The 21,680-nt window shown below is 40.9% G+C and carries 23 protein-coding genes and 3 tRNA genes; 11 read left to right on the top strand and 15 right to left on the bottom strand.

All coding sequences use genetic code 11. The features are described from left to right. Positions 1–205: 205 nt before the first annotated feature. Entirely contained in the window at positions 206–1,354 is a 1,149-nt protein-coding gene (locus HKX39_RS06465; RefSeq protein ID WP_171680509.1) for a Fic family protein, read from the top strand. Between the two features lie 387 nt (positions 1,355–1,741). Beyond that, complete coding sequence (locus HKX39_RS06460; protein WP_216605063.1) at positions 1,742–1,978, top strand: HigA family addiction module antitoxin; 237 nt, start codon at positions 1,742–1,744, stop codon at positions 1,976–1,978. A gap of 78 nt (positions 1,979–2,056) precedes the next feature. On the opposite strand, the gene HKX39_RS06455 is transcribed toward HKX39_RS06460, so the two are convergent. The 4 genes from HKX39_RS06455 to HKX39_RS06445 are packed head-to-tail and all read right to left on the bottom strand — an operon-like array spanning position 2,057 to position 5,818. Beyond that, entirely contained in the window at positions 2,057–3,844 is a 1,788-nt protein-coding gene (locus HKX39_RS06455) for a DUF2326 domain-containing protein (protein WP_171680508.1), read from the bottom strand. Next, complete coding sequence (locus tag HKX39_RS10790) at positions 3,831–4,082, bottom strand: ABC-three component system middle component 8 (RefSeq protein ID WP_343043423.1); 252 nt, start codon at positions 4,080–4,082, stop codon at positions 3,831–3,833. Before HKX39_RS10790 ends, HKX39_RS06455 begins: the two co-directional genes overlap by 14 nt. Further along, positions 4,066–5,037, bottom strand: coding sequence for an ABC-three component system protein (locus tag HKX39_RS06450; RefSeq protein ID WP_171680507.1), 972 nt, complete (start codon positions 5,035–5,037; stop codon positions 4,066–4,068). Before HKX39_RS06450 ends, HKX39_RS10790 begins: the two co-directional genes overlap by 17 nt. A 13-nt stretch (positions 5,038–5,050) precedes the next feature. Continuing rightward, the gene (locus HKX39_RS06445; protein WP_171680506.1) at positions 5,051–5,818 is read right to left on the bottom strand and encodes a S24 family peptidase; all 768 of its coding nucleotides are present in this window, start codon (positions 5,816–5,818) and stop codon (positions 5,051–5,053) included. Here HKX39_RS06445 and HKX39_RS10810 point away from each other — a divergent pair. Both HKX39_RS10810 and HKX39_RS06435 read left to right on the top strand, forming a co-directional pair. Beyond that, positions 5,812–6,081 (top strand): transcriptional regulator, encoded by a 270-nt coding sequence (locus tag HKX39_RS10810; RefSeq protein WP_425500272.1) that lies wholly within the window; start codon positions 5,812–5,814, stop codon positions 6,079–6,081. The two genes, HKX39_RS06445 and HKX39_RS10810, sit on opposite strands and share 7 nt — an antisense overlap. Positions 6,082–6,370: 289 nt before the next feature. Continuing rightward, entirely contained in the window at positions 6,371–6,619 is a 249-nt protein-coding gene (locus HKX39_RS06435; protein ID WP_171680504.1) for a hypothetical protein, read from the top strand. A gap of 315 nt (positions 6,620–6,934) precedes the next feature. Here the strand turns inward: HKX39_RS06435 and HKX39_RS06430 are convergent, their stop codons facing one another. The 8 genes from HKX39_RS06430 to HKX39_RS06395 all read right to left on the bottom strand — a co-directional run bounded on the left by HKX39_RS06430 (position 6,935) and on the right by HKX39_RS06395 (position 9,831). Continuing rightward, positions 6,935–7,483 carry an ImmA/IrrE family metallo-endopeptidase gene (locus HKX39_RS06430; protein ID WP_171680503.1) on the bottom strand — a complete coding sequence of 183 codons (549 nt, stop codon included), beginning with the start codon at positions 7,481–7,483 and terminating at the stop codon, positions 6,935–6,937. A gap of 8 nt (positions 7,484–7,491) precedes the next feature. Then, positions 7,492–7,851 (bottom strand): helix-turn-helix domain-containing protein, encoded by a 360-nt coding sequence (locus HKX39_RS06425; protein WP_171680502.1) that lies wholly within the window; start codon positions 7,849–7,851, stop codon positions 7,492–7,494. A gap of 247 nt (positions 7,852–8,098) precedes the next feature. Further along, the gene (locus HKX39_RS06420) at positions 8,099–8,368 is read right to left on the bottom strand and encodes an integrase core domain-containing protein (RefSeq protein ID WP_171680501.1); all 270 of its coding nucleotides are present in this window, start codon (positions 8,366–8,368) and stop codon (positions 8,099–8,101) included. A 135-nt stretch (positions 8,369–8,503) separates the two neighbouring features. Further along, positions 8,504–8,929 (bottom strand): IS3 family transposase, encoded by a 426-nt coding sequence (locus tag HKX39_RS06415; RefSeq protein WP_171680500.1) that lies wholly within the window; start codon positions 8,927–8,929, stop codon positions 8,504–8,506. 28 nt (positions 8,930–8,957) lie between these two features. Next, positions 8,958–9,440 (bottom strand): helix-turn-helix domain-containing protein, encoded by a 483-nt coding sequence (locus HKX39_RS06410; protein ID WP_171680499.1) that lies wholly within the window; start codon positions 9,438–9,440, stop codon positions 8,958–8,960. Between the two features lie 50 nt (positions 9,441–9,490). Beyond that, positions 9,491–9,567: transfer RNA gene (locus HKX39_RS06405), tRNA-Met, on the bottom strand. Between the two features lie 11 nt (positions 9,568–9,578). After that, positions 9,579–9,654: transfer RNA gene (locus HKX39_RS06400), tRNA-His, on the bottom strand. A 100-nt stretch (positions 9,655–9,754) separates the two neighbouring features. After that, a tRNA-Arg gene (locus tag HKX39_RS06395) sits at positions 9,755–9,831 on the bottom strand. 81 nt (positions 9,832–9,912) lie between these two features. Here HKX39_RS06395 and HKX39_RS06390 point away from each other — a divergent pair. The 3 genes from HKX39_RS06390 (at position 9,913) to bamC (ending at position 12,710) form a co-directional block, all read left to right on the top strand. Beyond that, entirely contained in the window at positions 9,913–10,542 is a 630-nt protein-coding gene (locus tag HKX39_RS06390) for an L-threonylcarbamoyladenylate synthase (RefSeq protein ID WP_171680498.1), read from the top strand. A 124-nt stretch (positions 10,543–10,666) separates the two neighbouring features. After that, positions 10,667–11,569 (top strand): 4-hydroxy-tetrahydrodipicolinate synthase, encoded by a 903-nt coding sequence (gene dapA, locus HKX39_RS06385; protein ID WP_171680497.1) that lies wholly within the window; start codon positions 10,667–10,669, stop codon positions 11,567–11,569. 16 nt (positions 11,570–11,585) lie between these two features. Next, positions 11,586–12,710, top strand: coding sequence for an outer membrane protein assembly factor BamC (gene bamC, locus HKX39_RS06380; RefSeq protein ID WP_171680496.1), 1,125 nt, complete (start codon positions 11,586–11,588; stop codon positions 12,708–12,710). Positions 12,711–12,858: 148 nt separating this feature from the next. Here bamC and HKX39_RS06375 read toward each other — a convergent pair whose 3' ends face one another. Together HKX39_RS06375 and mutS are read right to left on the bottom strand one after the other, a co-directional pair. Next, on the bottom strand, positions 12,859–14,037 hold the full coding sequence (locus HKX39_RS06375; RefSeq protein ID WP_425500274.1) for a JmjC domain-containing protein: 1,179 nt from the start codon (positions 14,035–14,037) through the stop codon (positions 12,859–12,861). Between the two features lie 2 nt (positions 14,038–14,039). Then, complete coding sequence (mutS, locus tag HKX39_RS06370; protein ID WP_171680494.1) at positions 14,040–16,670, bottom strand: DNA mismatch repair protein MutS; 2,631 nt, start codon at positions 16,668–16,670, stop codon at positions 14,040–14,042. Positions 16,671–16,852: 182 nt separating this feature from the next. Between mutS and HKX39_RS06365 the strand changes: the two genes are divergently transcribed. Together HKX39_RS06365 and brnQ are read left to right on the top strand one after the other, a co-directional pair. After that, positions 16,853–17,683 carry a mechanosensitive ion channel family protein gene (locus tag HKX39_RS06365; RefSeq protein WP_171680493.1) on the top strand — a complete coding sequence of 277 codons (831 nt, stop codon included), beginning with the start codon at positions 16,853–16,855 and terminating at the stop codon, positions 17,681–17,683. 20 nt (positions 17,684–17,703) lie between these two features. Beyond that, on the top strand, positions 17,704–19,026 hold the full coding sequence (brnQ, locus tag HKX39_RS06360; RefSeq protein WP_171680492.1) for a branched-chain amino acid transport system II carrier protein: 1,323 nt from the start codon (positions 17,704–17,706) through the stop codon (positions 19,024–19,026). 68 nt (positions 19,027–19,094) lie between these two features. Here brnQ and HKX39_RS06355 read toward each other — a convergent pair whose 3' ends face one another. Continuing rightward, positions 19,095–19,835, bottom strand: coding sequence for an RNA methyltransferase (locus HKX39_RS06355; RefSeq protein ID WP_171680491.1), 741 nt, complete (start codon positions 19,833–19,835; stop codon positions 19,095–19,097). A gap of 155 nt (positions 19,836–19,990) precedes the next feature. Here HKX39_RS06355 and HKX39_RS06350 point away from each other — a divergent pair, with 155 nt between their 5' ends. Together HKX39_RS06350 and HKX39_RS06345 are read left to right on the top strand one after the other, a co-directional pair. Continuing rightward, positions 19,991–20,767, top strand: a complete 777-nt coding sequence (locus HKX39_RS06350; RefSeq protein ID WP_171680490.1) for an inositol monophosphatase family protein — start codon at positions 19,991–19,993, stop codon at positions 20,765–20,767. A 23-nt stretch (positions 20,768–20,790) separates the two neighbouring features. Continuing rightward, positions 20,791–21,642, top strand: coding sequence for an undecaprenyl-diphosphate phosphatase (locus HKX39_RS06345; protein ID WP_171680489.1), 852 nt, complete (start codon positions 20,791–20,793; stop codon positions 21,640–21,642). Positions 21,643–21,680: the final 38 nt, after the last annotated feature.

Genomic DNA, 21,680 nt, shown 5'->3' with positions numbered 1-21,680 from the left:
GGGCAGGAGGTAGTTTTCAACTTTTGGTGGATTTGTTGAAAATAATTGGTAAAGAGGCGTTAAAATTCAAGAAGATAAAAATAGAATTTCAAGATAATAGTTTGATTTGAAAAAATTATTTTTTATTTTTAATTTCTATTTTTTCTTTGATTTTTCTAGATTTTTTTTATTTTTTTAAGTTTAATATTTATTTGGATTAAAGATAATGAAATCTACCTTTAAAGATTTTGAATTAAGGCTGCTTAATCCAAACTTCGATTCAGATCTTATTGATGTTTTGACAGAATTAGAGAAACTAAGGACATTGTTCTTGAGAGGGGATGTGCATCCCCATATTTTTATTCAATTAAAAACAATATTCCATATGCTGGAGAGTATGGGATCTGCTCGAATTGAAGGAAATCACACTACGGTTGCAGATTATGTGGAGCATCATTTGGATGATGCTCCTAGTCCCTCTGAGAATTTAGCAGAGATTAAAAATATCGAGAAAGCAATGGCGTACATAGATGAGTCATTGAAAGTAGGTGATGATATTACTGAGTTCTTTATTCGTGAATTACATGCCATTGCAGTTGAAGGATTAACGAAAGAGGGTGACCCTAGTCCTGGAAAGTATAGGATTGGTTCGGTGACTATTGGAAAATCATTGCATCTACCACCAGAGGCATTACGCGTTCCGGATTTGATGCAAGAACTAGTGGGTTTTGTGAATCGTCAAGATAAACCTAAATATGATTTAATGAAAATTGCATTGGCGCATCACAGGTTCGGCTGGGTTCATCCGTTTAATAATGGGAACGGAAGAACCGTACGCTTATTGACGTACGCATTGTTAATCAAATACGGATTCAATGTTCAGGCAGGTGGTCGTGTATTGAATCCAACGGCTGTATTTTGTAGCGACAGAACGATGTATTACGACATGTTAGCTGAGGCAGATAAAGGTAGTGATGAAGGTTTGGAGCGCTGGTGTACTTATGTACTATCAGGGATGTCTAGAGAGTTAAAGAAAGTGGATAACCTAACTAGCAAGGCATTTCTCAATGGAAAAATTTTAATACCAGCCATTCAATATGCTCAAAATAGAATGCTTATCTCACTAGATGAGGCGAAAGTGCTTATGTTAGCCATTGATAGAGGAGAATTTAAAGCGGGGGATTTACAAGGTTTATTTCCTTCTTATTCAAGTAATCAAAGAACATACCAGATTAAGAAACTATTGGAAAATAAATTTATTATTCCTATATCGGAAGGGTCTCGTGTTTATATGCCAAATTTTCAACACTCTTATTTAATTCGAGGAGTTTTTGAGGCTCTCGGTAAAAACGGTTTCTTAGGTGGATTAGATTAGTTATTGGTTGACATAATATTGCGAGAATGTGACTAGCGAGTCAATATCTGTATTCAAGTTGTGGCTGTGAGCAATATTTTTAATTTACTCTGCTTAGTGATGAGTCTAATAAGCCAAACTGTAGTTCGTATGAGGAATTGCTTTTATTTAAAACATGTTGCCATTCAGGTAAATCATTCGCATGAAAAGAATTTTTTAAGGTTTTCTATATATTCCATACCGGTTTAGGAGGGGAAATAAACAAAGCCTTGAAGTGATTCAAGGCTTGGGGGGAGGAAGAGTTTTTGACTTATGGTGAGTTAATAGAAAATTGGCGATTGACTTTTACGTTTGATGGTGAAGATGTTTATATTGTGAATTATCAGGATTATCATTAGGGAGTTTAAAATGGCTAGAATGCACAACCCTCCGCACCCAGGTTTATTTGTAAAAGAGTATTTGGACAATAGCAATATCACGGTAACAGAAGCAGCAAAGAATCTTGGTATTACTCGTGCGGCATTGTCTCGTATTATCAATGGTAGGACAGGCATATCGCCTGAGATGGCACTTCGATTAGATGAGGCTATTAAGCTATTTAAAGCGGAAACATGGTTGAAGTTGCAACTGGATTACGACCTCTGACAAGCCGAGCAACGCCACCAGAAATCTGTCGTGACGCCTTTTTATGCGGAACCTGCTTTTGGAGCGTAAAGGGGCTGGCTACCAAGTAGGCATTTTAAATAATCGACCATCTATGCCGTTATCATGAAGCGTTAAGGTTATTTCAGATTGAGTTAAAGGACTAGATAATCCTTGGACTTCAGAGTTGATAGTTGTTGCGATGATTTGGATGCCTATATCGCTATATTTTCTTAAAATGCTTAGCAATAAGTCTTTTTTTCTATTGTCAAGACCATCAAATACCCCGTCGATGTAGATGAAACAGGGGTAGTTCTGCCCAATATACGATCGTGCTACCGCTAAATCAAAAGCAATGCATAAGAATTTTCTGTAGGAAGATCCTCTGCTTTCATTTGTGTTTTTGCCGTGTTTATCCTGATATTCGGCACGAAACTCTAAATTGCCCTCATTGTTGATGAATACAAAAAGCTCGCCACGCTTATTTAATACGGTGGATATGATTTCGTTAAAGTATAGTCGAATTTTAGCGAACGTATTAACATCGTCTTCATTAACATGTTTAACGTTTGTCTGCATTTTGTTTTCAGTATCATCCAAGCCAAGTTTTAACGCTCTTTGTTGTTCTTGTAAGTCTAATATGCTTTCAATGTTTTCTTTTTGTTGTTCTAGAGAAAAAATATCAGTCTGAACTTCTGCTATCTGGCGGTTTGATTCTCTGAATTTATTAACAAGTTCGCTTTCTTTCAAGAAAGAGAGGTGATCCTCGCGCTGTTCGTTGAGATGTTTTAACTGAACAATAACTTGTTCAAGTTCTGCTTTACTTTCTTTCAATTCCTGCTTTAGGTAGGCTTTTCTCTCTTTCGTAATTGCCTTATTAAATGCGATAAGCTGCTCAAAATCCTTAGTAATTTGATCCGGGAGGAGTACATTGGCTTCATCAAATAAAGCCTGAACTTCTGTAGGGTTAAATTTAATTTTATCTTCAGAAAATGACTGCTCAATGTAACGAATATTATTTTTGAGCGAATATTCTTTCATATTCAGAACGGCAATTTTGTTATCTATGTCAGATACTAACTGCTCAACCGATTGCCTATCAATTTCATGAAAATTAAAATTATCAACAAATTTTTGTATATCAACCAATTCATTCTTGCGTAATAGTAAACGACCATCTACTTTACTCAATGCTTCACTGGCACTCTTTTCGTCAAAAGCGTTTCTTTCTTTGATTTGTGCTTTTATTTCGTTTACTTGTTGAGCGTATTCATATCTTTGTCTTGCTAACTTACCGTCAAAGCCAAGCAAGTCCGCCATATAGGGTTTCCACTGAGAGTCTTGTCCGCTGTATTTATGAAGTTTAAATACATCACTAAAATCGTCTTGTGTGCGAATTAGGTAGTTAATGATTTTACGGTATTTCCAATGTTTAACGGCAGTTAAGTTTAACTCCCCGTCAAGATAGGTTTTTGCTCTATCAAAGGAAAGGCGAGAATGAGTCCATTGTTCGTCAGCTAAATCTTTGTAGTTTTGATGGGGTTGCGTATGGGCGATGAAGCTAGGACTACTTGCTTCTGCAACGCTACGTTTAATTGTTAAGTACTTATTTTCTCCGAGTTTAATCTCTAAGAAGAATACAAAACCTTTAAAGATATCGATGTTCGCGAATAAAAAATGTCGATTATCTCGTTTCGCTAGGAACATGAAGTCCAGGAGTGCAGCAAGAGTGGTTTTGCCGAGGTTATGTGAGTCTCGCAAAACATCCTTTGGGAGTCTAACATCTCCGTAGATAAAATTCAGCCCTCCATTAAAAATGATGGGAGTGAATTTGCTATCCTGATTGCTGTACAACTTAGACAGTTTCATTTTTCTTCTCAATATATTCTATCGTATCAGTCTTTGGTTGATAATTTATCAATCCCAGTAGAAATAAGAAGTTTAATGCAGGTAAAAATAGATATTTACCGTTAACTATTTTATCTTTTACCAACAACAATAGGTCGTTATAGTGAATAACTCTCGACTTTTTTAAAGATTTTAGTATTAGAAAACTAGCATAAAGTACAGTCTTATCTGGGTGGTTATGTTTATTCGGACGTAGCATTGCTCTCTGAAATTCCTATGTCGCAACTCCAATACATGTAAAAAACCATAGCACGAGTCAGTCTCTTATTTTGTTTTAATGTAAAGTCCCGATTCGTGAGATAATCGACTAAATTATTAAATATTTTATCAAAACTTAGTCCTTCCGTCCTTTTTTTAAGAATATATTTAAGTTGAAATTCCTCTACTGCTTCTTGATAGTTTTCCAAAATCAGTCGGTTTTGTGGGTCGTGTAAAAAGTTATCTATGTTTGGAATAAGAGGCATATAAAGCTTGACCAACTCTTTGCCAAAATTTTCTGGCATTTCGTTAAGGTTATTTTTCTCGGAGAAAGTCGTGCGCTGGATAGAGTTAGCAACATATCTATCCATTGTCTTAGTTTCTGTCGCAAAAACATGTGAAAAGCAGGAGATTACTTTTGCCAAATTATTTGGATCGATAAGTGGTGCTATGTTAAGAGGCTGTAGATTAATGTCCCTTCTTTGAGGTATGTCAGGATAGCGGTTAAGCCAGTTATCCAAATCATCGATTCCCAAAATGGCTATATTTTGCTCACTTAAATTTGTCTTCTGAGAGATAAAATTTCTAACCTTACTTGATGCATCGCCTGTTAGTTTACGATTGGCAAATAGCATGTAATGGGTTAGCTGATTATTGGAGATGAGTTTCTTAATTTTTTCTGCTTCTTTTGACAGAACACAACTGTTATTGCCATAAAAGTCAGTCTCTAAAAAATGCTTGTTAATCCCATAAGTGTGCTTGGCTTGAATAACTATTGTACCTTCCCAAGGGGTTTGTAGGCTTGGGTAGCTATTAGCTTTACCGACAAAAACACCATCTTTCCCCCCATCTCTACCAGCAGTAAATCCTTGAACTCCCTCACCAAGAATATGTTGGCAAATAGCGATTACTAACTTTTCGAATTGAGGAGCTTCTATGTCTTCGTAGTGATACATATTCTATCCTTTTTCACCCCCGCAGCGACCACCATTTTTTCACAAAACCGCAAATGACCAGCTGGTCCATGTCTTTTTCTGAGACATATTCTGTGTCGTACTGGTCTTTATTATCGCTGATAATGGCTAGACGCCCGTCAATCATAGCGCGTAGGCGTTTGGTTAATAATCTGCCGTTCCAGTTGATGATGTAAATGCCGTCAGCGACGTATTCACGCTGTGTTACATCAACAAATAGCACATCACCATTATTAATCGTGGGACTCATTGAGTCGCCGACGTTATCGATAATCCTAATTTTATCAATGGCACCGCGTCCAAAATTTCTTAACGCCCAATCCTCAAGCACCCAAATCTTTCTGTCCAAGATAGGAGTGTAGTCGACAGGAGCCACCTTACCCGGTCCCGCAGACGATTGAATATCGTAGTAAGTCAGCTCTATGTAGCCGTCTTTGATAGGCTCATCATCAGCATGGTCTTGATCTAGCCAGTTTAGTGGTTTTCCGATAGCTGCCTCAAAGTCTCTAAGAGTAGATGAACGAACCCCACGAGGCTTCCCGGTTGCATGAATAATCGAGCCATTTAACCATTGGCTAATCTGTGATTGGTCTCTATTAGCTACTTCTGCGAGCTTGCCTACTCCGCCAAATTCTTCGACTAAAGCTCTTAGGTTTTTACGGCGTAATTCATTAATATCCATAATTCTATTTAATATCATTTTGATAACTTTTTGAATTATCAAAAAAGTAATGCTATTGATTTTTAATTGTCGTAATGACAATATTTAGGCTGTTTTATCATAAAACCCTAAATATGAAACTACTTGATTATGTAAAAGCCAATCGAGGTAGAGCTGCTGAGATTGCATCCATAATAAAAGTTCGACCAGAGTTCATTTCTATGTGGGCTCTTGGACGACGCCAAGTTCCAGCAGAACGCTGTCCTGATATAGAGCAAGCGACAGGACGTGCGGTTACTTGTGAGGAAATGCGACCTGACATTAACTGGGCAATCCTGCGCCAATCTCCTAAAAAAGCAAGGTGATGTATGACGGTGTAGGGGCAGAGGTGGAACTCACCGAGGACAACCATACTAAAACGCCTGTGAATTGGCAACATCACCAATTAGTGACTGACTTTGTTAAACGGTAACATTGGGTCGTCAAAATCATCATCATCCACGACTATGAGGACCGTTTTTTAAAGTATCGAGGATTGAGTAGAGCTGAACGTAGGGCAGCGATTAGTCAGCGGACGGGTGTCCCACTAAGGACTGTCGAATTTATGCTCAAAAATGTCAGAAAGGATTTAATGGATTTTGTGAGGGGTGAGGTTTGAAGTACGCAGATGAGGTTATCGAATTGCTTAGTACCTATCCGAACAAAACATTTAGGGTAAGGACGATTGTTAACTACATTAACCCTCGAAAGAAAGAAAAGCGTAGTGTTACGCGACAGGTGCAACGTGTATTGGACGGTTTGGCCGAGACAGGCAGTATTGAGGTAAAAGCAAGAGAAAAACTTGGAGCTGGAGCTGAGTATAGGTGGGGTAGAGCATCAAATGTGATGCTCTACCCCAATTGATTTTAGCTAGTTTTAATCAATATAAATTTTAAAAGGCTTACCTTGTGCTCGGATGACATGCCCAGTTTTTGTGCGGCGGGTCCATCGCAAAATAAAGGTACCTCTTTCATCAGAATAAGTCATATAGACCTCCTGTTAAAAAGGGTTATCACCTTTCTATTTGGAAGCCAAACCGTTACAAAGTTTACATTGCAAACATTTTAACGGTTGTATACAATCTAGAGTTAAGGTTTTGCTAGATTGTTTGCTTGAGTTAGTAGGCGAACAACTAACCCTAAATATTGATTACGCCAATAATCAATATTTACCAGAAGCTCAAAGGATACCTCTCCTTTGGGCTTTTTCTTTTCTAATTTCTGCGCATTCTAAACTTACTCCAAATTGCTCTGCTAGTATTTGAATAGAAGCGCCTTTATTTTTAACTAACTCATAATCAGGCAGAAGCACAGCACCTGCAAATTCATTAGCTTGCCACTCGCTATTTTCGTAGATTTTGTTTTGAGAGGTTGATGCTCTAGCAAAGCCAATTTGCCCTTGGTGCAAACATACATGTCCAAACTCGTGTGCCAGGGTAAATCTATCTCGACCATTTCCATTAATAGCTCCTTCATAAACGCTAGGAGCCAAGAAGATGATGCCATCATTGGTTGTTAAACCCATAGGTCCATTAGAGTCGCTTTCCAAAATGGCATATTTTCTGCCGTCGCCGTAGTCTATTTCTAGAATCGTAGAAATATCAATTCTTCCGTAACGGTCAATTCTATGAAAATAATCCATTCTGAAGTCCAGTGCTTTAGAGTGAATTTTTGAAATGCTTAGGGGATTAACTACATAGCCTTGATGATAGTGATTTTGTTTAATCATAGGCAAACTTATTCCTTTCTAGACGTTAAAAGACCAAGAATCTTTTCTTTGGTTGCAAGGTCTAATGTTTCAAAATTTCTACAAAAAGCACCAACAAGTTCTTTATTGAATGAATCTTCTGGCATTTGGATAATTTCTTGAGTCTTAGAATTATCAATAGAAGTAAGAAGTTCTTGTTTTTCTTCTTTAGAAAAAGTGTATTTTTCCAATAATTTTTTTTCAAAATCAGGGGGAAGGTTTTTCTTGCCTGTTTCTACAGCTGATAAAAAAGCTGAGCTAACGCCAAGGCAATCGGCCATGTGCTTTAGCAAGATAAGGTTGTTAATTCTGTACTTACGGATAAATTGTCCGAATTTAGTGAGTTGCATAGCGGATCTCCCTTCTATGTTATGAAACATATATTAACCTAAAGGAAAATTTTTTTCAATATAAAAAATTTATTTTTATTTTGGTTATAAGAGTGCGACATTTACTTCTTGAAAAGCGCGACAAAAACTGCGACAATTTGGACTAGCACAATTGTGCCTATAGAAAACGTAGAGATGAACCCCGGGATTAAAACTCTCGGGGTTTTGTGTTTGAACTGGTATGAATTTTCTGGACAGATAAAAATGGTCAATAGACCATAGGTGTTAACCCTGAGGGTTGATTAAATGCCATCGGCGTTTTGTTGTTCAATACAGAACTCGGACGTCGATGGTGATAAAAAGCGATAAATCGTTCAATCGCTTGATTTTGTTCAATAAAACTGGGCGTACTCGCTGTACTAAATGCTTCATTATACAATCCTTCTACCTTTAATATGCCATTAAAGCTTTCCATTACCGCATTGTCATAGCAGTTACCTACACGCGATAGACTTTGCTCAATCCCCTGTCTAGCCAACTCCTCTCTAAACGCTTGGGAGGTATAAATAGAGCCTTGATCGCTATGCAGTAACGCATGCGGAGCAACGCCTTTAAAGCTCAGTATTTTTAACGTCTTTAACGCTAACTGCTGATTGTGTTGCTTACCATAGCATCACGCCACAATGGAGCGGTCATATAAATCCAATATCAACGAGAGGTAACCCCAGTGCCACTGATTATCTTCATAATAGGGTACATAGGTCATATCAGCGACCAACTTACTCCTTGGGCTTGCTGAGCTAAAGTACCTATTGAGTACATTGGCAGCTAATCCCTGCGTTTGCACACAACGGCTCTTTTGATACGTCTTGCGTTGCTGACGTATCTTGGCATTGAGTTCAAACGCCTTCATCAAGCGACCTATCTGCGACTGCCCCAGTTTTAAGCCTTGGGCTTGCTCAAGCAATACCCCCATGCGACGACGACCTATCGTATAAAAACACGCTTGTTGTATCTGTGCTATCCACTGCGCTTTTTGCTCATCACGTCGCATCGACTCGCTCGGATGCTTGGCCGCATAATAGCTACTTCTTGGCACACTCAATACTTGGCAGGCAGCCTTGATGCTAACGCCTGTTTGAGCTGCTCGTGATATAGCTGCAACTCTTTTTTTTGACCTCATCCTTGCAATCACTGAGTATCTCTTGGAATAAACACTCGTAGGTAATTAAAATATCATTCACCTCTTTATCCAGCTGCTCTTTGGTCTTAGCTCTGGATAAGCGCTCACTGACCATTTGGTGAATTCGTGCTTTATCAACCATTGCATCTCCTGTCCCATGCCATCTTAGGCAATCCCATAACCGTATTTTATCAGGCAAATGCTCAGAGGGACTATGTGCGATATAACGTTTAATCTTTGTGTATAAGTCAGAGGGACGAATGCCAAATAAACGGGCAACATCACTGTAACCTATGGGGTAATGCTCTATCCAGTACAAAATCGCTTGATGATGCTGTGCTTTACGTGTCAGGACACTACGCTCACTTATCCAAGCAAAGTCACCTTTGTGTCCAAAATATCCGTACCAGTTTAAAAAAGAAAACAAAAAAGCACTTAACGGAAAATGCTAAGTGCTTGATTATATTGAATTCTTAGTGGTGGCTCTTCCCCGATTCGAACGGGGGACCTGCGGATTATGATTCCGTCGCTCTAACCGACTGAGCTAAAGAGCCACTTTTATTATTGGGGTGACCGATGGGGCTCGAACCCACGACAACCGGAATCACAATCCGGGACTCTACCAACTGAGCTACGGTCACCACAAGAGAATGAAACTATATCATTTAAAGATAAATTCTGACAAGTTTTATCTTTGTTTTGTTGTTAAAAGTTGCTTTTGTGCAACAAAAATATAGTTTATGGCGCCTCCAGCGAGAATCGAACTCACAACCTACCGCTTAGAAGGCGGTTGCTCTATCCAGTTGAGCTATGGAGACGCTAAGCCACAAATTATAACTGATTTTCTTTGCAAATACATCTGTTAGAATAGTTCTTTCATCTATTTGGGAGAAATGGCGATGAGTGTTGTTTTTGATATTCACCCTGATAATCCGCAACAGCGTCTTATTTATCAGGCGGCGTTATTAATTAAGGAGGGTGGGTTGGTTGCCGTCCCCACAGATTCTGGTTATGCCGTGGTGGCACGCTTAGACGATGCCGACGCCGCTAAAAATTTACGACGTATTCGGGGTTTGGATGATCGCCATCTATTGACCATTTTATGCCGTGATTTGGCAGAGATTGCGCATTTTGCGCGTGTGGATAATCAGCAATACCGTCTTTTAAAGTTGGCGACACCGGGACCATGGACGTTTATTCTCGAGGCAAGTAAAGAAGTGCCTCGCCGTGTATCTCATCCCTCACGTAAGACAATCGGTATTCGAGTGCCTCAGCATACGGTATTATCTGCTCTGATTGAAGAAGTGGGTTCGCCTTTACTATCGACTACTTTTATTCCGGAAGGAGAGGATATGCCTTTTGTGGATTATGAAGATTTTGTGGATGATTATAAGGGGCAATTAGAGGGTATTATTGTTGCAGGCGATGTGTCTGCTCACCCTACCACGATTATTGATTTGTCAGGTTCATCACCAGAAGTTCTACGGGTTGGAGCAGGTAATCCAGAAAAGCTTGGTATCTTTTCTTGATAAATAAAACATTTAGGGTATTGAAACATACTTTTTATTGTTTTCTTAGGTAATGTGATTAATTTTTCCGTGTTTTTCTATTAAACTAGTGAATTATTTGTTTTTATTTTTAGGATGATTACTTATGGCGGCTAATGAGTTCCAATATCCTCAATTCACGGGCAGTATTCCTGCGTTAATTACGCCGATGTTACCTGACGGTAAGATTGATTATGAGGCTTATAAGAAGTTGATTGATTGGCACGTGGCAGAGGGTTCTGATGCTTTGGTAGTTGTAGGTACATCGGGTGAATCACCTACGGTTGATTTTGAAGAGCATACAGAGCTTATTCGTATTGCGGTAGAGCATGCGGCAGGTCGTATCCCTGTTATTGCGGGTGTAGGTGCTAACTCAACAAAAGAGGCGATTTTCCTTTCTCAGCAAGCGGAAAAAGCAGGAGCACAGGCTGGTCTATCGGTGGTGCCTTATTACAATAAGCCAACACAAGAGGGGATGTATTTACATTTCAAAGAGATTGCTGAAAATACCAATCTCCCGACTATTCTTTACAATGTTCCTGGACGTACAGTTGCGAATATGTCTAATGAGACTATTCTACGGTTAGCTGAGATTCCTGGCATTATGGGGATTAAGGATGCGACAGGTGATATTGCGCGTTTAGGTGAGCTATTACGTGATAAGCCTGCGCATTTCCAAGTGTATTCAGGTGATGATCCTACCGCAGCAGCATTGATTTTATTAGGTGGTCAGGCCAATATTTCTGTCACGGCAAACATTGCACCACGTATGATGCATGATTTATGTGTGGCAGCAGCACAGGGTGATTTAGCAAAAGTACGTGAGCTTAATGGTAAGTTATCAACGTTAAATCGTGTATTGTTCGTTGAAGCCAATCCAATTCCTGTAAAATATGCGGTTGCGGAGATGGGTTTATCTCAGTTAGGTTATCGTTTACCTTTATGCCCAATGGCGGCTTCAAATGTTGCCATTGTGAAAGAAGCATTAAAACAAGCGGGTTTAATTTAAAAAGGATTTTTATACAATGCGTATTAAAGCAACTCAGCGTATTGCCGCTACATTATTAGTCGGTTTATCAATGACAGCGTGTAGCACATGGGATGATTTGATGTCTTCTGAAGCTGTTGATTATAAGAGTACGGTGCGTGGTGAGCCATTGACATTACCACCAGATTTATCAAAAGCCCAAATTAACCCGCAATATTCGACTTATGGTACAGGTACAGCTTCTGCCGCTGCTTATAACAAGGCAATGGCGCAAGCGAATAAGAGCGGTCAGGCGAATGCGGTATTACCGACTTCTGCGGATATGAAAGTGTTACGCTCGGGTGATACACGTTGGTTAGAGGTGAATCGTGATGCAACAGCGGTTTATAAGGATGTATTAGCTTTCTGGGGTAATCAAGGTTTTACCATTAATCGTGATAATCCTCAAGCAGGTATTATTGAAACAGATTGGGCTGAAAATCGCGCTAAGATTCCAGCTAACTTCTTACGTCGTACATTGGGTAGCATTGTCGATATGGTATCTGATAGTGGTGAGCGTGAGCGTTTTACGACACGTCTTGAACGTGTTAATGGTAAGACGGAAGTTTACATCCGTCATGAGCGTATGGTTGAAACACAAATGGATCGCGATGGTACGCAGTTTAAATGGTTACCAGCCAAAGAAGATCCTGAGTTAAATGCGATTATGTTATCGCGTTTAATGTCATATATGGGTGCTTCTAAGCAAGAGGTAGAGGCTGCGGTACAAACACCACAAGAGGTTAAGTCCCAACAAACATCGGCAGTTGGCTTTGTCGCTGGTGAAAATGCTTTAGCATTGACAGGGTCTCGTGAAGCATCTTATCGTCAAGTAGGTCAAGCATTGACAAGTGCAGGCTTTACGATTGATCAGTCAGATGCGGCATCAGGTAGTTATGTGGTACGTTATTTAGATACGGATACGGGAGAAAAACGTAAGTCATCAAATATCATCTCTCGTCTATGGGGTGATAAGGGTAATAAAACGCCAGTCCCATACATTATTAAAGTTTCTAGCCAAGGTGATGGTTTTTCTTTAGTAACGGTACGCGACAGTGCAGGTAATATTGATCGCTCTGAGACAGCGCAACGTATCTTGACGGTATTACAAGAGCGTTTGTAATCGAGTCAATATCACCTTGATGAGGATTCATGCGATATTGTCTATTGTTGAGGATTTTGGGATAAGGTGGTGACCTAAATAAAATAGGCTCAGGTGTTTATATCCTGAGCCTATTGTTTTTAAACACTTCCTCTATGAGCGGACTTCATCAAGCGACGACTAACCAACCATCATCAATCCAACGATGGAGTAATTCAAAAGTGTCTTCATCACTTTCAGATGTTGCATAGCCAGCTGATAAGCAACGTTTATCCGCTAATTCTTGGAGTACTTTGTTCATAGGAATAGGTACAGCTTCTCCATTGATAAAGAGCTGATCGCCGCGGTAGACCATACGTGTTTTACGGTCTGTTTTCAGGAGAGTTTCAGCCGGTAAGTCTTCGATATTGATTTCTTCTTCCGCAAAATCAAATTGGGCGAGTTGATTAGGCTCGGTGAGCCAGCATCCTAAAAAATGACTGGCTAAATCGGCATTGAACTGAATTTGCTGAGCCGCTTTTAAGGCCTCGGTAATCATGGCTTCTGGTAAGGCAGCAGGGGTCGTAACAGCTGGTGCACCCGGATCACGATAATAACCTTCAACTTTAAAGCCAGAGAGGGCTGGTTCGGAGTAAACACCGCTACCTAGACCTGAATTGACACTGACTTGATCGGCGGCAGCTTCAAAAATACCACGAACCATATTGGCAAAAGAGAGGGTTCTAAAGCCAAAAGAAATCGTGACGCAATTATCGGTTTCTGCAATTCCGTCATGCGCACATTGAGGGGGCAGATAAAGCATATCACCAGGTTCTAATACCCATTCTTGCTCAACTTGAAAGTTTTGTAAAATACGGCAAGGTAAATCAGGAATAAGTGTTTTATCTTCTTGTTGGCTAATACGCCAACGACGTTGTCCATGACCTTGGAGTAGGAATACGTCATAGGTATCAAAATGAGGCCCCACACCACCACCTTTTGAGGCAAGGCTAATCATCACATCATCAAAACGTGCATCTGGCACAAAGCGGAAAAGTTGAGCCATCTCTGATACCTTATCATCGTGTAAATCGACGCTTTGAACAAGGAGTGTCCAGTCATTTTGTTGCATACTGGGGGTACGGCTAATGGGGCCTTTTTTGAGTTTCCAGTCACCGTCATTGCGAGTGATAAAGCGTGATTCCACATCCTCTTGTGTCGCTAATTTTTTAAGTTGAGCGATGCTAATAGGTAACTCGAAATTTTTAAATGCTTGGCGGATAAGCAAAGGCTTACGTTGCCAATACTCACGCATAAATTCTTCGGGGCTGATATTGCCTAATAGGTCAATTTTTTCGGTTAATGATATTGTCATGATGTCTGTGAGGAGTCTGGTCCAAAAAGGTTGCGTAGTTTATAAAGAGCATCGAGTGCATCACGTGGGCTCATATTATCAGGGTCAAGCGTATTTATTGCGTTCTTTATGGCTTGTAACTCAAGATAATTATCGTTTTGTTCTTGATCTTTAATATCGGCTTGTGCAAATAAATCCAGTTGTGGTGAGATAGAAGTACCTTGCTCTAGGCGCTCAAGCTCACGCTTAGCTTGACGAATAACCGCCATAGGAATACCTGCTTTTTGTGCCACTTGAATACCATAGCTACGGTTGGCAGGACCCTCTTGTACTTCATGTAAAAAAGCAAGTCCTGTACTGGTTTCTGTAGCAGCCAAATGGACATTACGGACGCCTTCGAGTTGCTCGGGAAGGCGGGTTATTTCAAAGTAATGTGTTGCAAAAAGAGTCATCGCTTTATTATGGCTAAGCAGACGGCAAGCTATTGCCCATGCTAATGCTAGACCATCGTAGGTAGATGTACCACGTCCAATTTCATCCATAAGGACGAGGCTGTGAGCTGTACTATTGGCTAAAATCGCTGCAGCTTCAATCATTTCCATCATAAAAGTAGAGCGTCCACCCGCCAAGTCGTCGGCAGCACCAATGCGCGTAAAAATACGGTCAATTTTCCCAATAGTGGCAGCTTGAGCAGGGACAAAACTCCCCATTCTCGCGAGTAAGGTGATCAAAGCTACTTGGCGCATATAGGTAGATTTACCCCCCATATTAGGCCCTGTAATGAGTAGCATACGGTCTTGCTCATTCATTAGGCAGTCATTGGGCGTAAAGCGTTCGATACTATGCTCAACGACAGGGTGGCGCCCTTGTGTGATTTCAATGCAAGGTGTTTCCACCAATGTCGGCCTCACCCAGTCATTGGTGTAAGCATGGTAAGCAAGGCTTACATAAACATCAATTTGCGCAAGGGTACGAGCAAGATTTTGTAAAGCCACAATCGATGGTTGTAAGGATTGAAGCAATTGATCAAAGAGATATTTTTCGCGACTGAGGGCACGGTCTTTCGCTGAGAGAACCTTATCTTCCCATGTTTTGAGCTCGGGTGTAATATAGCGCTCGACATTTTTTAAGGTTTGACGGCGGCGATAATGGGCAGGTACTTTATCGATATGTGTTTTGGTGACTTCGATATAAAAGCCATGAACACGATTGTATTCTACACGTAGATTAGGAATACCTGTTGCTTCTTTTTCGCGTGTTTCCAATTCAATCAAGAAAGCACCGCTATCTGCTGCGAGTGTACGTAACTCATCTAATTCGCTATCAAATCCTTCAGCAATCACACCACCGTCACGTACCATCACGGCAGGCTCTACGGCTAGGGTCGCAGCCAATAAAGGATAAATATTATCCACAGCGCATAAAGGTTGAGTTAGCTCATTATCTATCATCAGTTGTGTTTGTAGAAACTGAGCAAAAGTAGGGAGCTGTTGTAACGCATCACGTAGACTTGCCAATTCACGAGGGCGTACGGATAAAAGAGCGATACGTGTACTAATACGCTCAATATCGGGATAGGTTTTAAGGTAATCCAAAACAGTATCAATCAGTTGCTTGGCATTGAGTGATAGATGAGCTGGATTTAAAAAGGCTTGTACATAGTGGTGGCGCTGTGTGACTTGTGTATTATCACGCAATGGGTGATGTAGCCATTTGCGCAATAAGCGGCTTCCCATGGGAGTTTTACAATGATCCAATAGCGAGAATAAGGTGGGTGAACTGTCACCACTAATAGTCTCCGTAATTTCAAGATTTTTACGGCTGACAGGGTCTAAGATGACATATTCATTGCTATGGTCTTGGCTAATGCTTTGAATATGGCTTAAGGATTGATTTTGAGTACGCTCAACATAACGTAGTAGAGCGCCGGCAGCACACAGTGCATTGGGCACGTCTTCTACGCCAAAGGCTCGTAGTGAATCAACCCCAAAAAATTGTGCTAATTGAGTCTGTGATTCTTTTAAATCAAAATGCCAATCTGCTGTTTTGCTCATGGCTGCCGCAGAAGTAGTTTCTAAGGAGTAAGAGTCTGCTGTAATAATCTCTGCTGGGGCAATCCGAAAAATTTCTGAATCCAGATTTAACTCATCTGTTTCACAGACCTTAAATTCACCACTCGCTAAATTTAACCATGCAAGTCCAAACTTTGGATTCTTGCCTTTGAAAGGTTTATATATCGCCAGAAGAGGACGATCTGAACGAGAGGGTAATAGATTTTCATCGGTTAAGGTACCGGGTGAGACGATGCGGACAATTTTACGTTCAACAGGCCCTTTACTGGTTGCAGGATCACCGATTTGTTCTCCGATGGCGACGGATTTTCCCAGAGCTACAAGGCGGGCGAGATATTGTTCCATCGCATGAGCAGGTACGCCAGCCATGGGGATTGGTTCACCATTGGAAACACCACGTTTAGTCAGTGTTAAATTTAAAAGACGTGCTGTGATGATGGCATCGTCATAGAACATCTCATAAAAATCACCCATACGATAAAACAGTAATATATTGCCGACTTCGTCTTTGAGACGAAGATATTGTTGCATCATCGGCGTATGACCTGCGTAAGGGTTTTGATCAAGTTCAGACATTGAATGTATCAGTATAAGAAATCGTTTAAGGCATCATTTTAACAGAATGTATGTCGTAGGCTTTTTTGATAAATGGCGATCCGGTAAGAAGATGGTTTTTCCTTATACTGAAAGTTGAGTGATGAGTATGGTGAGGAACAATCAGGTTACAATAATCTTTTATTTAGGTAATAGGAAGTCATATGAATTGGCAAGTATTATGGGAAAAGTATTATCCTCTCATCGGTGATTTTGTAATTAATTTTCTTTCTGCTTTAGCTGTTTTTATCGTGGGATGGCTTATTTCAAAATTTATTGGTAAGTCTATTCGTAAAATTGCTCATCGCTCAAACGCCTTGGACTATACGGCAGTTCCTATGATTGAGGGTATTGTTGTTTGGGCAATTCGTATTTTGGTTATTCTCGTTGTATTAACGCAGTTTGGGATTAAAACGACTTCTCTTATTGCGGCATTAGGTGCAGCGGGGTTAGCGATTGGTCTTGCCTTGCAAGGGACATTACAAAATATTGCTGCAGGGATTATGTTGATTGCCTTACGTCCGATTCGTGCGGGTGAAAGTGTAACGATTTCGAGCGGTGGCATTTCAGGAACAGTATCCGAAATTGGTCTATTTTTAACGCGCATTATACAAAATGACGGGATTCAAGTGACTGTTCCTAATAGTTCGGTATGGAGCAGTACGATTATTAACTTTAGTCGTAATAAGACACGTCGTATGGATATTCTTGTGCCGGTGAGTTATGGTGATGACTTAGATAAGGCAATTGAGATTCTAGAGGAAGTCGTTGCACAACAAGAAAATATTGATCTCGAACCTAAAGCCAGTATCTATGTGAGTGAGTATCGTGAGTCGGTAGTGGTGATTACGATTCGCTTATGGACGGCATCTAATGTGTATTGGAATGTACATGCGGCATTGATGAAACGAATCCGTCAGCGCTTAGAAGAGCATGCGTTCCAATTACCTGTGCCTGCACGTATTAGTAAGGTGGTAACAGAAGACCACGAATAATCAACCTCATAGGATAAAAAATGGCAATCAAAAACTCAAACGCTTTATTTGTCGCTACAGGCTTAATGCTCTTTGCACTGTTTTTTGGGGCAGGTAACTTGGTATTTCCAGCACATATCGGTCAGCTATCGGGTGAGCATATGTGGTGGACGATTTTAGGGTTTGTCATGACGGGGGCGGGCTTGCCATTGTTAGGTATTGCAGCGATGGCCTATTCGGGCGCAAACGATGTAGAGGCGTTGGCGGCTCGTGTATCCCCAAGTTTTGGGCTATGTTTTGCAATTGCTTTGTATTTAGCAATCGGTCCATTGTTTGCTACACCGCGCACAGCAACTGTATCTTTTGAAATGGGGGTGGTGCCTTTTTTAAGTGAGACTATCTCTAAAGAGTGGGCATTAGCTATTTTCTCCGTGGTATTTTTTGGCGTGACGTATTGGTTAGCGATGTCGCCGAGTAAGTTGCTTGACCGTATTGGTAAATTATTGACACCAGCTTTACTAATCAGTATCGCTGTGTTGACAGTAGCTGCCGTAGTGAAGCCGATGGGAGCATTGCAAGTAGCACAGGGTGAGTATCTATCACATCCTTTTATTAAGGGGTTCTTGGACGGCTATCAGACGATGGATGCTTTGGCGTCGCTAGTTTTTGCCATTATTGTTATCAGTAGTTTGCAGCAAGCGGGGGTGACTCAGGTCAAATCTTTGATGAAGATGACGTTAGGAGCAGGGATTTTAGCGTCGTTATGCTTGGCGATTGTGTATGCGATGGTTACCTACATGGGGGCGAGTAGCGTACAACAAATTGGTTTGCAAGAAAATGGTGCGGGTGTCCTAGCGGGGGTCGCGGCTTTTTATTGGGGTACTGCGGGTAATGTTCTCTTGCTGGTGATTGTATTGCTGGCCTGCTTAAGTACGGCGGTTGGTCTTATTGTGGCTTGTGCCGAGTATTTTAGTCGCGTGTTTCCTCGAGTTTCTTATCGTCAATTCGCCATTTTATTTACGATAATTTCTTGTGTGTTAGCGAATCGTGGTTTAAGTGGTATTGTCAGCTTGTCTGTCCCTGTGTTGATGTTGTTATATCCTCTGACGGTAGTAATTATTTTCTTAGCCTTTTTAGATAAGATGTTTGCTAGTCAACGAATCGTCTATGTGCTGACCATGGGGGTAACACTCGTGATGGGAATTTTAGATGGTTGGAAAACGGCTTTTGGTCTGCCATCGACCTTAGAACACTTCTTAAATACGTATTTGCCATTTTATACGGTAGGCATGGGGTGGCTGATTCCTGCGCTGATCGCTTTTGGTATAAGTTTTTTAATCAGCAAGATGAGGCAGTATGATTGACGGATTTGGGGCGTCCAATTTCACATTAAGAGGGACTAGCATGACAAGTTAGTCCCTTTTTTATGGGATTATTTTTTAAGTATTTGGGTGCATACACCACGCATCATATCGGTTTCTTCTTGTGTTAATTGACTACGGTTAAACCAATGGCGCATACGAGGCATGAGTTTTTTGGGGTGGGCTGGATTGAGAAAATCAATATGAATTAAGGCTTGTTCCCAGTGTTGAATAAGGGCTTCGACTTTTTCTTGAGGTGCATAGTGAGTCGGTGTCTCTTGTATCTGTGCTGGTTGTATCAGTTGATAGGCATAACGTAATTCCCATGCAGCTAGTTGTAGGGCTTGTGCGACATTGAGTGAGCTATAGGCGGGATTAGCTGGAATATGACAGATACGGTGGCATAGGCTAATCTGGTTATTGTCTAAACCAATCCTTTCGGGGCCAAGGATAATCGCTGTGCGTGTGTCATGACCTAGGCAAAGATGATGGCTCGCTTCGTGAGCAGCCTGACGAATATCCACCACGGGTGGTCCCATATCACGTTCACGAGCGGTGAGTGCAAAGGATAAGGTAATGGGAGCGAGAGCCTGTTCTAGACTCTCGGTGATAATGGCTTTTTCTAGAATATCGACTGCACCGCTTGCTAATGCAATTGCTTCAGGGTGGGTGGTGAGATTCTCTTTTTGAGGAGCCGCCAAGACGAGTTCTGCAAATCCCATTGTTTTAATCGCACGTGCAGCAGAGCCAACATTGCCCGGGTGGCTAGTTCCGACCATGATAAAACGTGTACGTTCAAATAAAGAATGCATAAGCTAGCCCTTAAAAATTATTAAAAAATATAATTTCACTAGTATATAAGGACATAGTCAATTAAAATAGTAGGCTGTGAAGTACTTTTAGAAATTTTGCGTTAGCAAACTAAGGGTATGTTGTTCTTTTTACAATTTTATATACAAGTAGACAAATGCATCAGTTTTTAACGATTGCCATTAAGGCGGCCCGTCGTGCGGGTAGTATTATCAACCGTGCTAGCTTAGAGCTAGAAAAAGTCCAAGTTGCTCGTAAAGGTCCTCATGATTTTGTGACCGATATTGATCGTGCATCAGAAAATGCGATTATTGAGACGATTCGTGAAGCGTATCCAGACCATGCTATTTTGGGTGAGGAAACAGGTTTTACTAAAGGTACTCGTGCTGAGCCAGAATATCAATGGATTATTGATCCACTAGACGGCACTAAAAATTTTATTCATGGCTTACCTGACTATGCGATTTCTATCGCTGTCGTTCATCAAGGTAAAGTGATGCATGGACTTGTATATGACCCTAATCGTAATGAAATCTTTACAGCCTCACGTGGCGTGGGTGCTTTCTTAAATGATCGTCGTATTCGGGTGAGTACACGTACACGTATCGAAGAGTCTTTAATTGCGGGTCGTTTTCCTTTAGGCGCACCAGAGAAAGAAGGTTATCGTTTCCATAATTTAGTAGAACAAAGCAATGGTTATCGTCGCTTAGGCTCGACTGTACTTGAGCTGGCTTATGTGGCAAGTGGTCGTTTAGATGGTTTCTGTGGTGCTAATCTCCAAGCGTGGGATGTGGCGGCTGGTAGCTTATTGGTGCTAGAGGCGGGTGGTCTTATCGGTGATTTTGACGGTGAGCAGGGCTGGATGCGTAGTGGTAATGTATTAGCTGGTGCACCTAAGCTTTTCCCACATTTAGTTAATGCCATCGCTAAATAAAGCGAAGAGTTAGGCGACTCATTATGCAAGACGTTGTATTCTTATTAAAAGCGGCATTTCTCGGTATTATTGAAGGTATTACCGAGTTTCTGCCGATTTCAAGCACGGCTCATTTACTCATTTTAGGTGATTGGATTGGTTTTGATGCAGGTCAAGACAAAGTATATGAGATTGTTATCCAATTAGGCTCCATTTTGGCGGTAATGTGGATTTATCGTCAGCGTCTAGCGCAATTATGTGTGGGGACATTAAAACGAGAACGTGCCGATTTATTGTTTGTGCGTAATTTGCTATTGGCATTTTTACCAGCAGCGATTATTGGTCTTATATTGATTAAGTACATTAAACAGTTACTTGACGGTCAGTTTATTGTTTATGCCATCACGCTTGTACTGGGTGGTTTGATTATGCTGTGGGTGGAGAGTCGTCCGGGTATGTCAAAGCATTCGACAGCAAATGATATCGAGAATAGTGGTCAAACAACAAAGATTGAAGATATCTCTATCGGTCAAGCATTGACGGTAGGCTTTGCGCAATGTTTAGCGATGATTCCAGGGACATCACGTTCGGGGGCGACGATTATTGCAGGTATGTTTGCTGGGATTCATCGCAAGACAGCCACAGAGTTCTCTTTCTTTTTGGCGATGCCAACGATGATTGCGGCAACTGTTCTTAGTCTGTATAAATATGGTGGTCAGCTGACGCAGAGTAATTTATTAGCGGTGGCGATTGGCTTTGTGATGGCATTCTTGAGTTCGCTCGTGGTAGTACGTGCTTTATTGGCCTTTGTATCGCGTTACTCGTATCGTCCATTTGCTTGGTATCGGATTATCTTTGGCTTGATTGTAGCAGCGTGGGTGTATAACTTGGTATAGCCTCCGCTTTTCTCTTGATGTATATCAAATTACCCTTC

The organism is Pelistega suis (assembly GCF_013133795.1).
Classification (GTDB): Bacteria; Pseudomonadota; Gammaproteobacteria; order Burkholderiales; family Burkholderiaceae_B; genus Taylorella; species Taylorella suis.
Note: the sequence above shows the minus strand (reverse complement) of the source record. Positions and strands in the feature narration are given on the sequence as shown.

Excerpts from the sequence above, each read along its gene's own strand:
- HKX39_RS10810 (WP_425500272.1), top strand. The coding sequence starts at position 5,812 with ATGACAATATTTAGGCTGTTTTATCATAAAACCCTAAATATGAAACTA.
- mutS (WP_171680494.1), bottom strand. The coding sequence starts at position 16,670 with ATGTCTGAACTTGATCAAAACCCTTACGCAGGTCATACGCCGATGATG.
- HKX39_RS06450 (WP_171680507.1), bottom strand. The coding sequence starts at position 5,037 with ATGTATCACTACGAAGACATAGAAGCTCCTCAATTCGAAAAGTTAGTA.
- HKX39_RS10790 (WP_343043423.1), bottom strand. The coding sequence starts at position 4,082 with ATGCTACGTCCGAATAAACATAACCACCCAGATAAGACTGTACTTTAT.
- bamC (WP_171680496.1), top strand. The coding sequence starts at position 11,586 with ATGCGTATTAAAGCAACTCAGCGTATTGCCGCTACATTATTAGTCGGT.
- HKX39_RS06350 (WP_171680490.1), top strand. The coding sequence starts at position 19,991 with ATGCATCAGTTTTTAACGATTGCCATTAAGGCGGCCCGTCGTGCGGGT.
- HKX39_RS06465 (WP_171680509.1), top strand. The coding sequence starts at position 206 with ATGAAATCTACCTTTAAAGATTTTGAATTAAGGCTGCTTAATCCAAAC.
- HKX39_RS06455 (WP_171680508.1), bottom strand. The coding sequence starts at position 3,844 with ATGAAACTGTCTAAGTTGTACAGCAATCAGGATAGCAAATTCACTCCC.
- HKX39_RS06365 (WP_171680493.1), top strand. The coding sequence starts at position 16,853 with ATGAATTGGCAAGTATTATGGGAAAAGTATTATCCTCTCATCGGTGAT.
- HKX39_RS06355 (WP_171680491.1), bottom strand. The coding sequence starts at position 19,835 with ATGCATTCTTTATTTGAACGTACACGTTTTATCATGGTCGGAACTAGC.
- HKX39_RS06425 (WP_171680502.1), bottom strand. The coding sequence starts at position 7,851 with ATGCAACTCACTAAATTCGGACAATTTATCCGTAAGTACAGAATTAAC.
- dapA (WP_171680497.1), top strand. The coding sequence starts at position 10,667 with ATGGCGGCTAATGAGTTCCAATATCCTCAATTCACGGGCAGTATTCCT.
- HKX39_RS06460 (WP_216605063.1), top strand. The coding sequence starts at position 1,742 with ATGGCTAGAATGCACAACCCTCCGCACCCAGGTTTATTTGTAAAAGAG.
- brnQ (WP_171680492.1), top strand. The coding sequence starts at position 17,704 with ATGGCAATCAAAAACTCAAACGCTTTATTTGTCGCTACAGGCTTAATG.
- HKX39_RS06430 (WP_171680503.1), bottom strand. The coding sequence starts at position 7,483 with ATGATTAAACAAAATCACTATCATCAAGGCTATGTAGTTAATCCCCTA.
- HKX39_RS06390 (WP_171680498.1), top strand. The coding sequence starts at position 9,913 with ATGAGTGTTGTTTTTGATATTCACCCTGATAATCCGCAACAGCGTCTT.
- HKX39_RS06345 (WP_171680489.1), top strand. The coding sequence starts at position 20,791 with ATGCAAGACGTTGTATTCTTATTAAAAGCGGCATTTCTCGGTATTATT.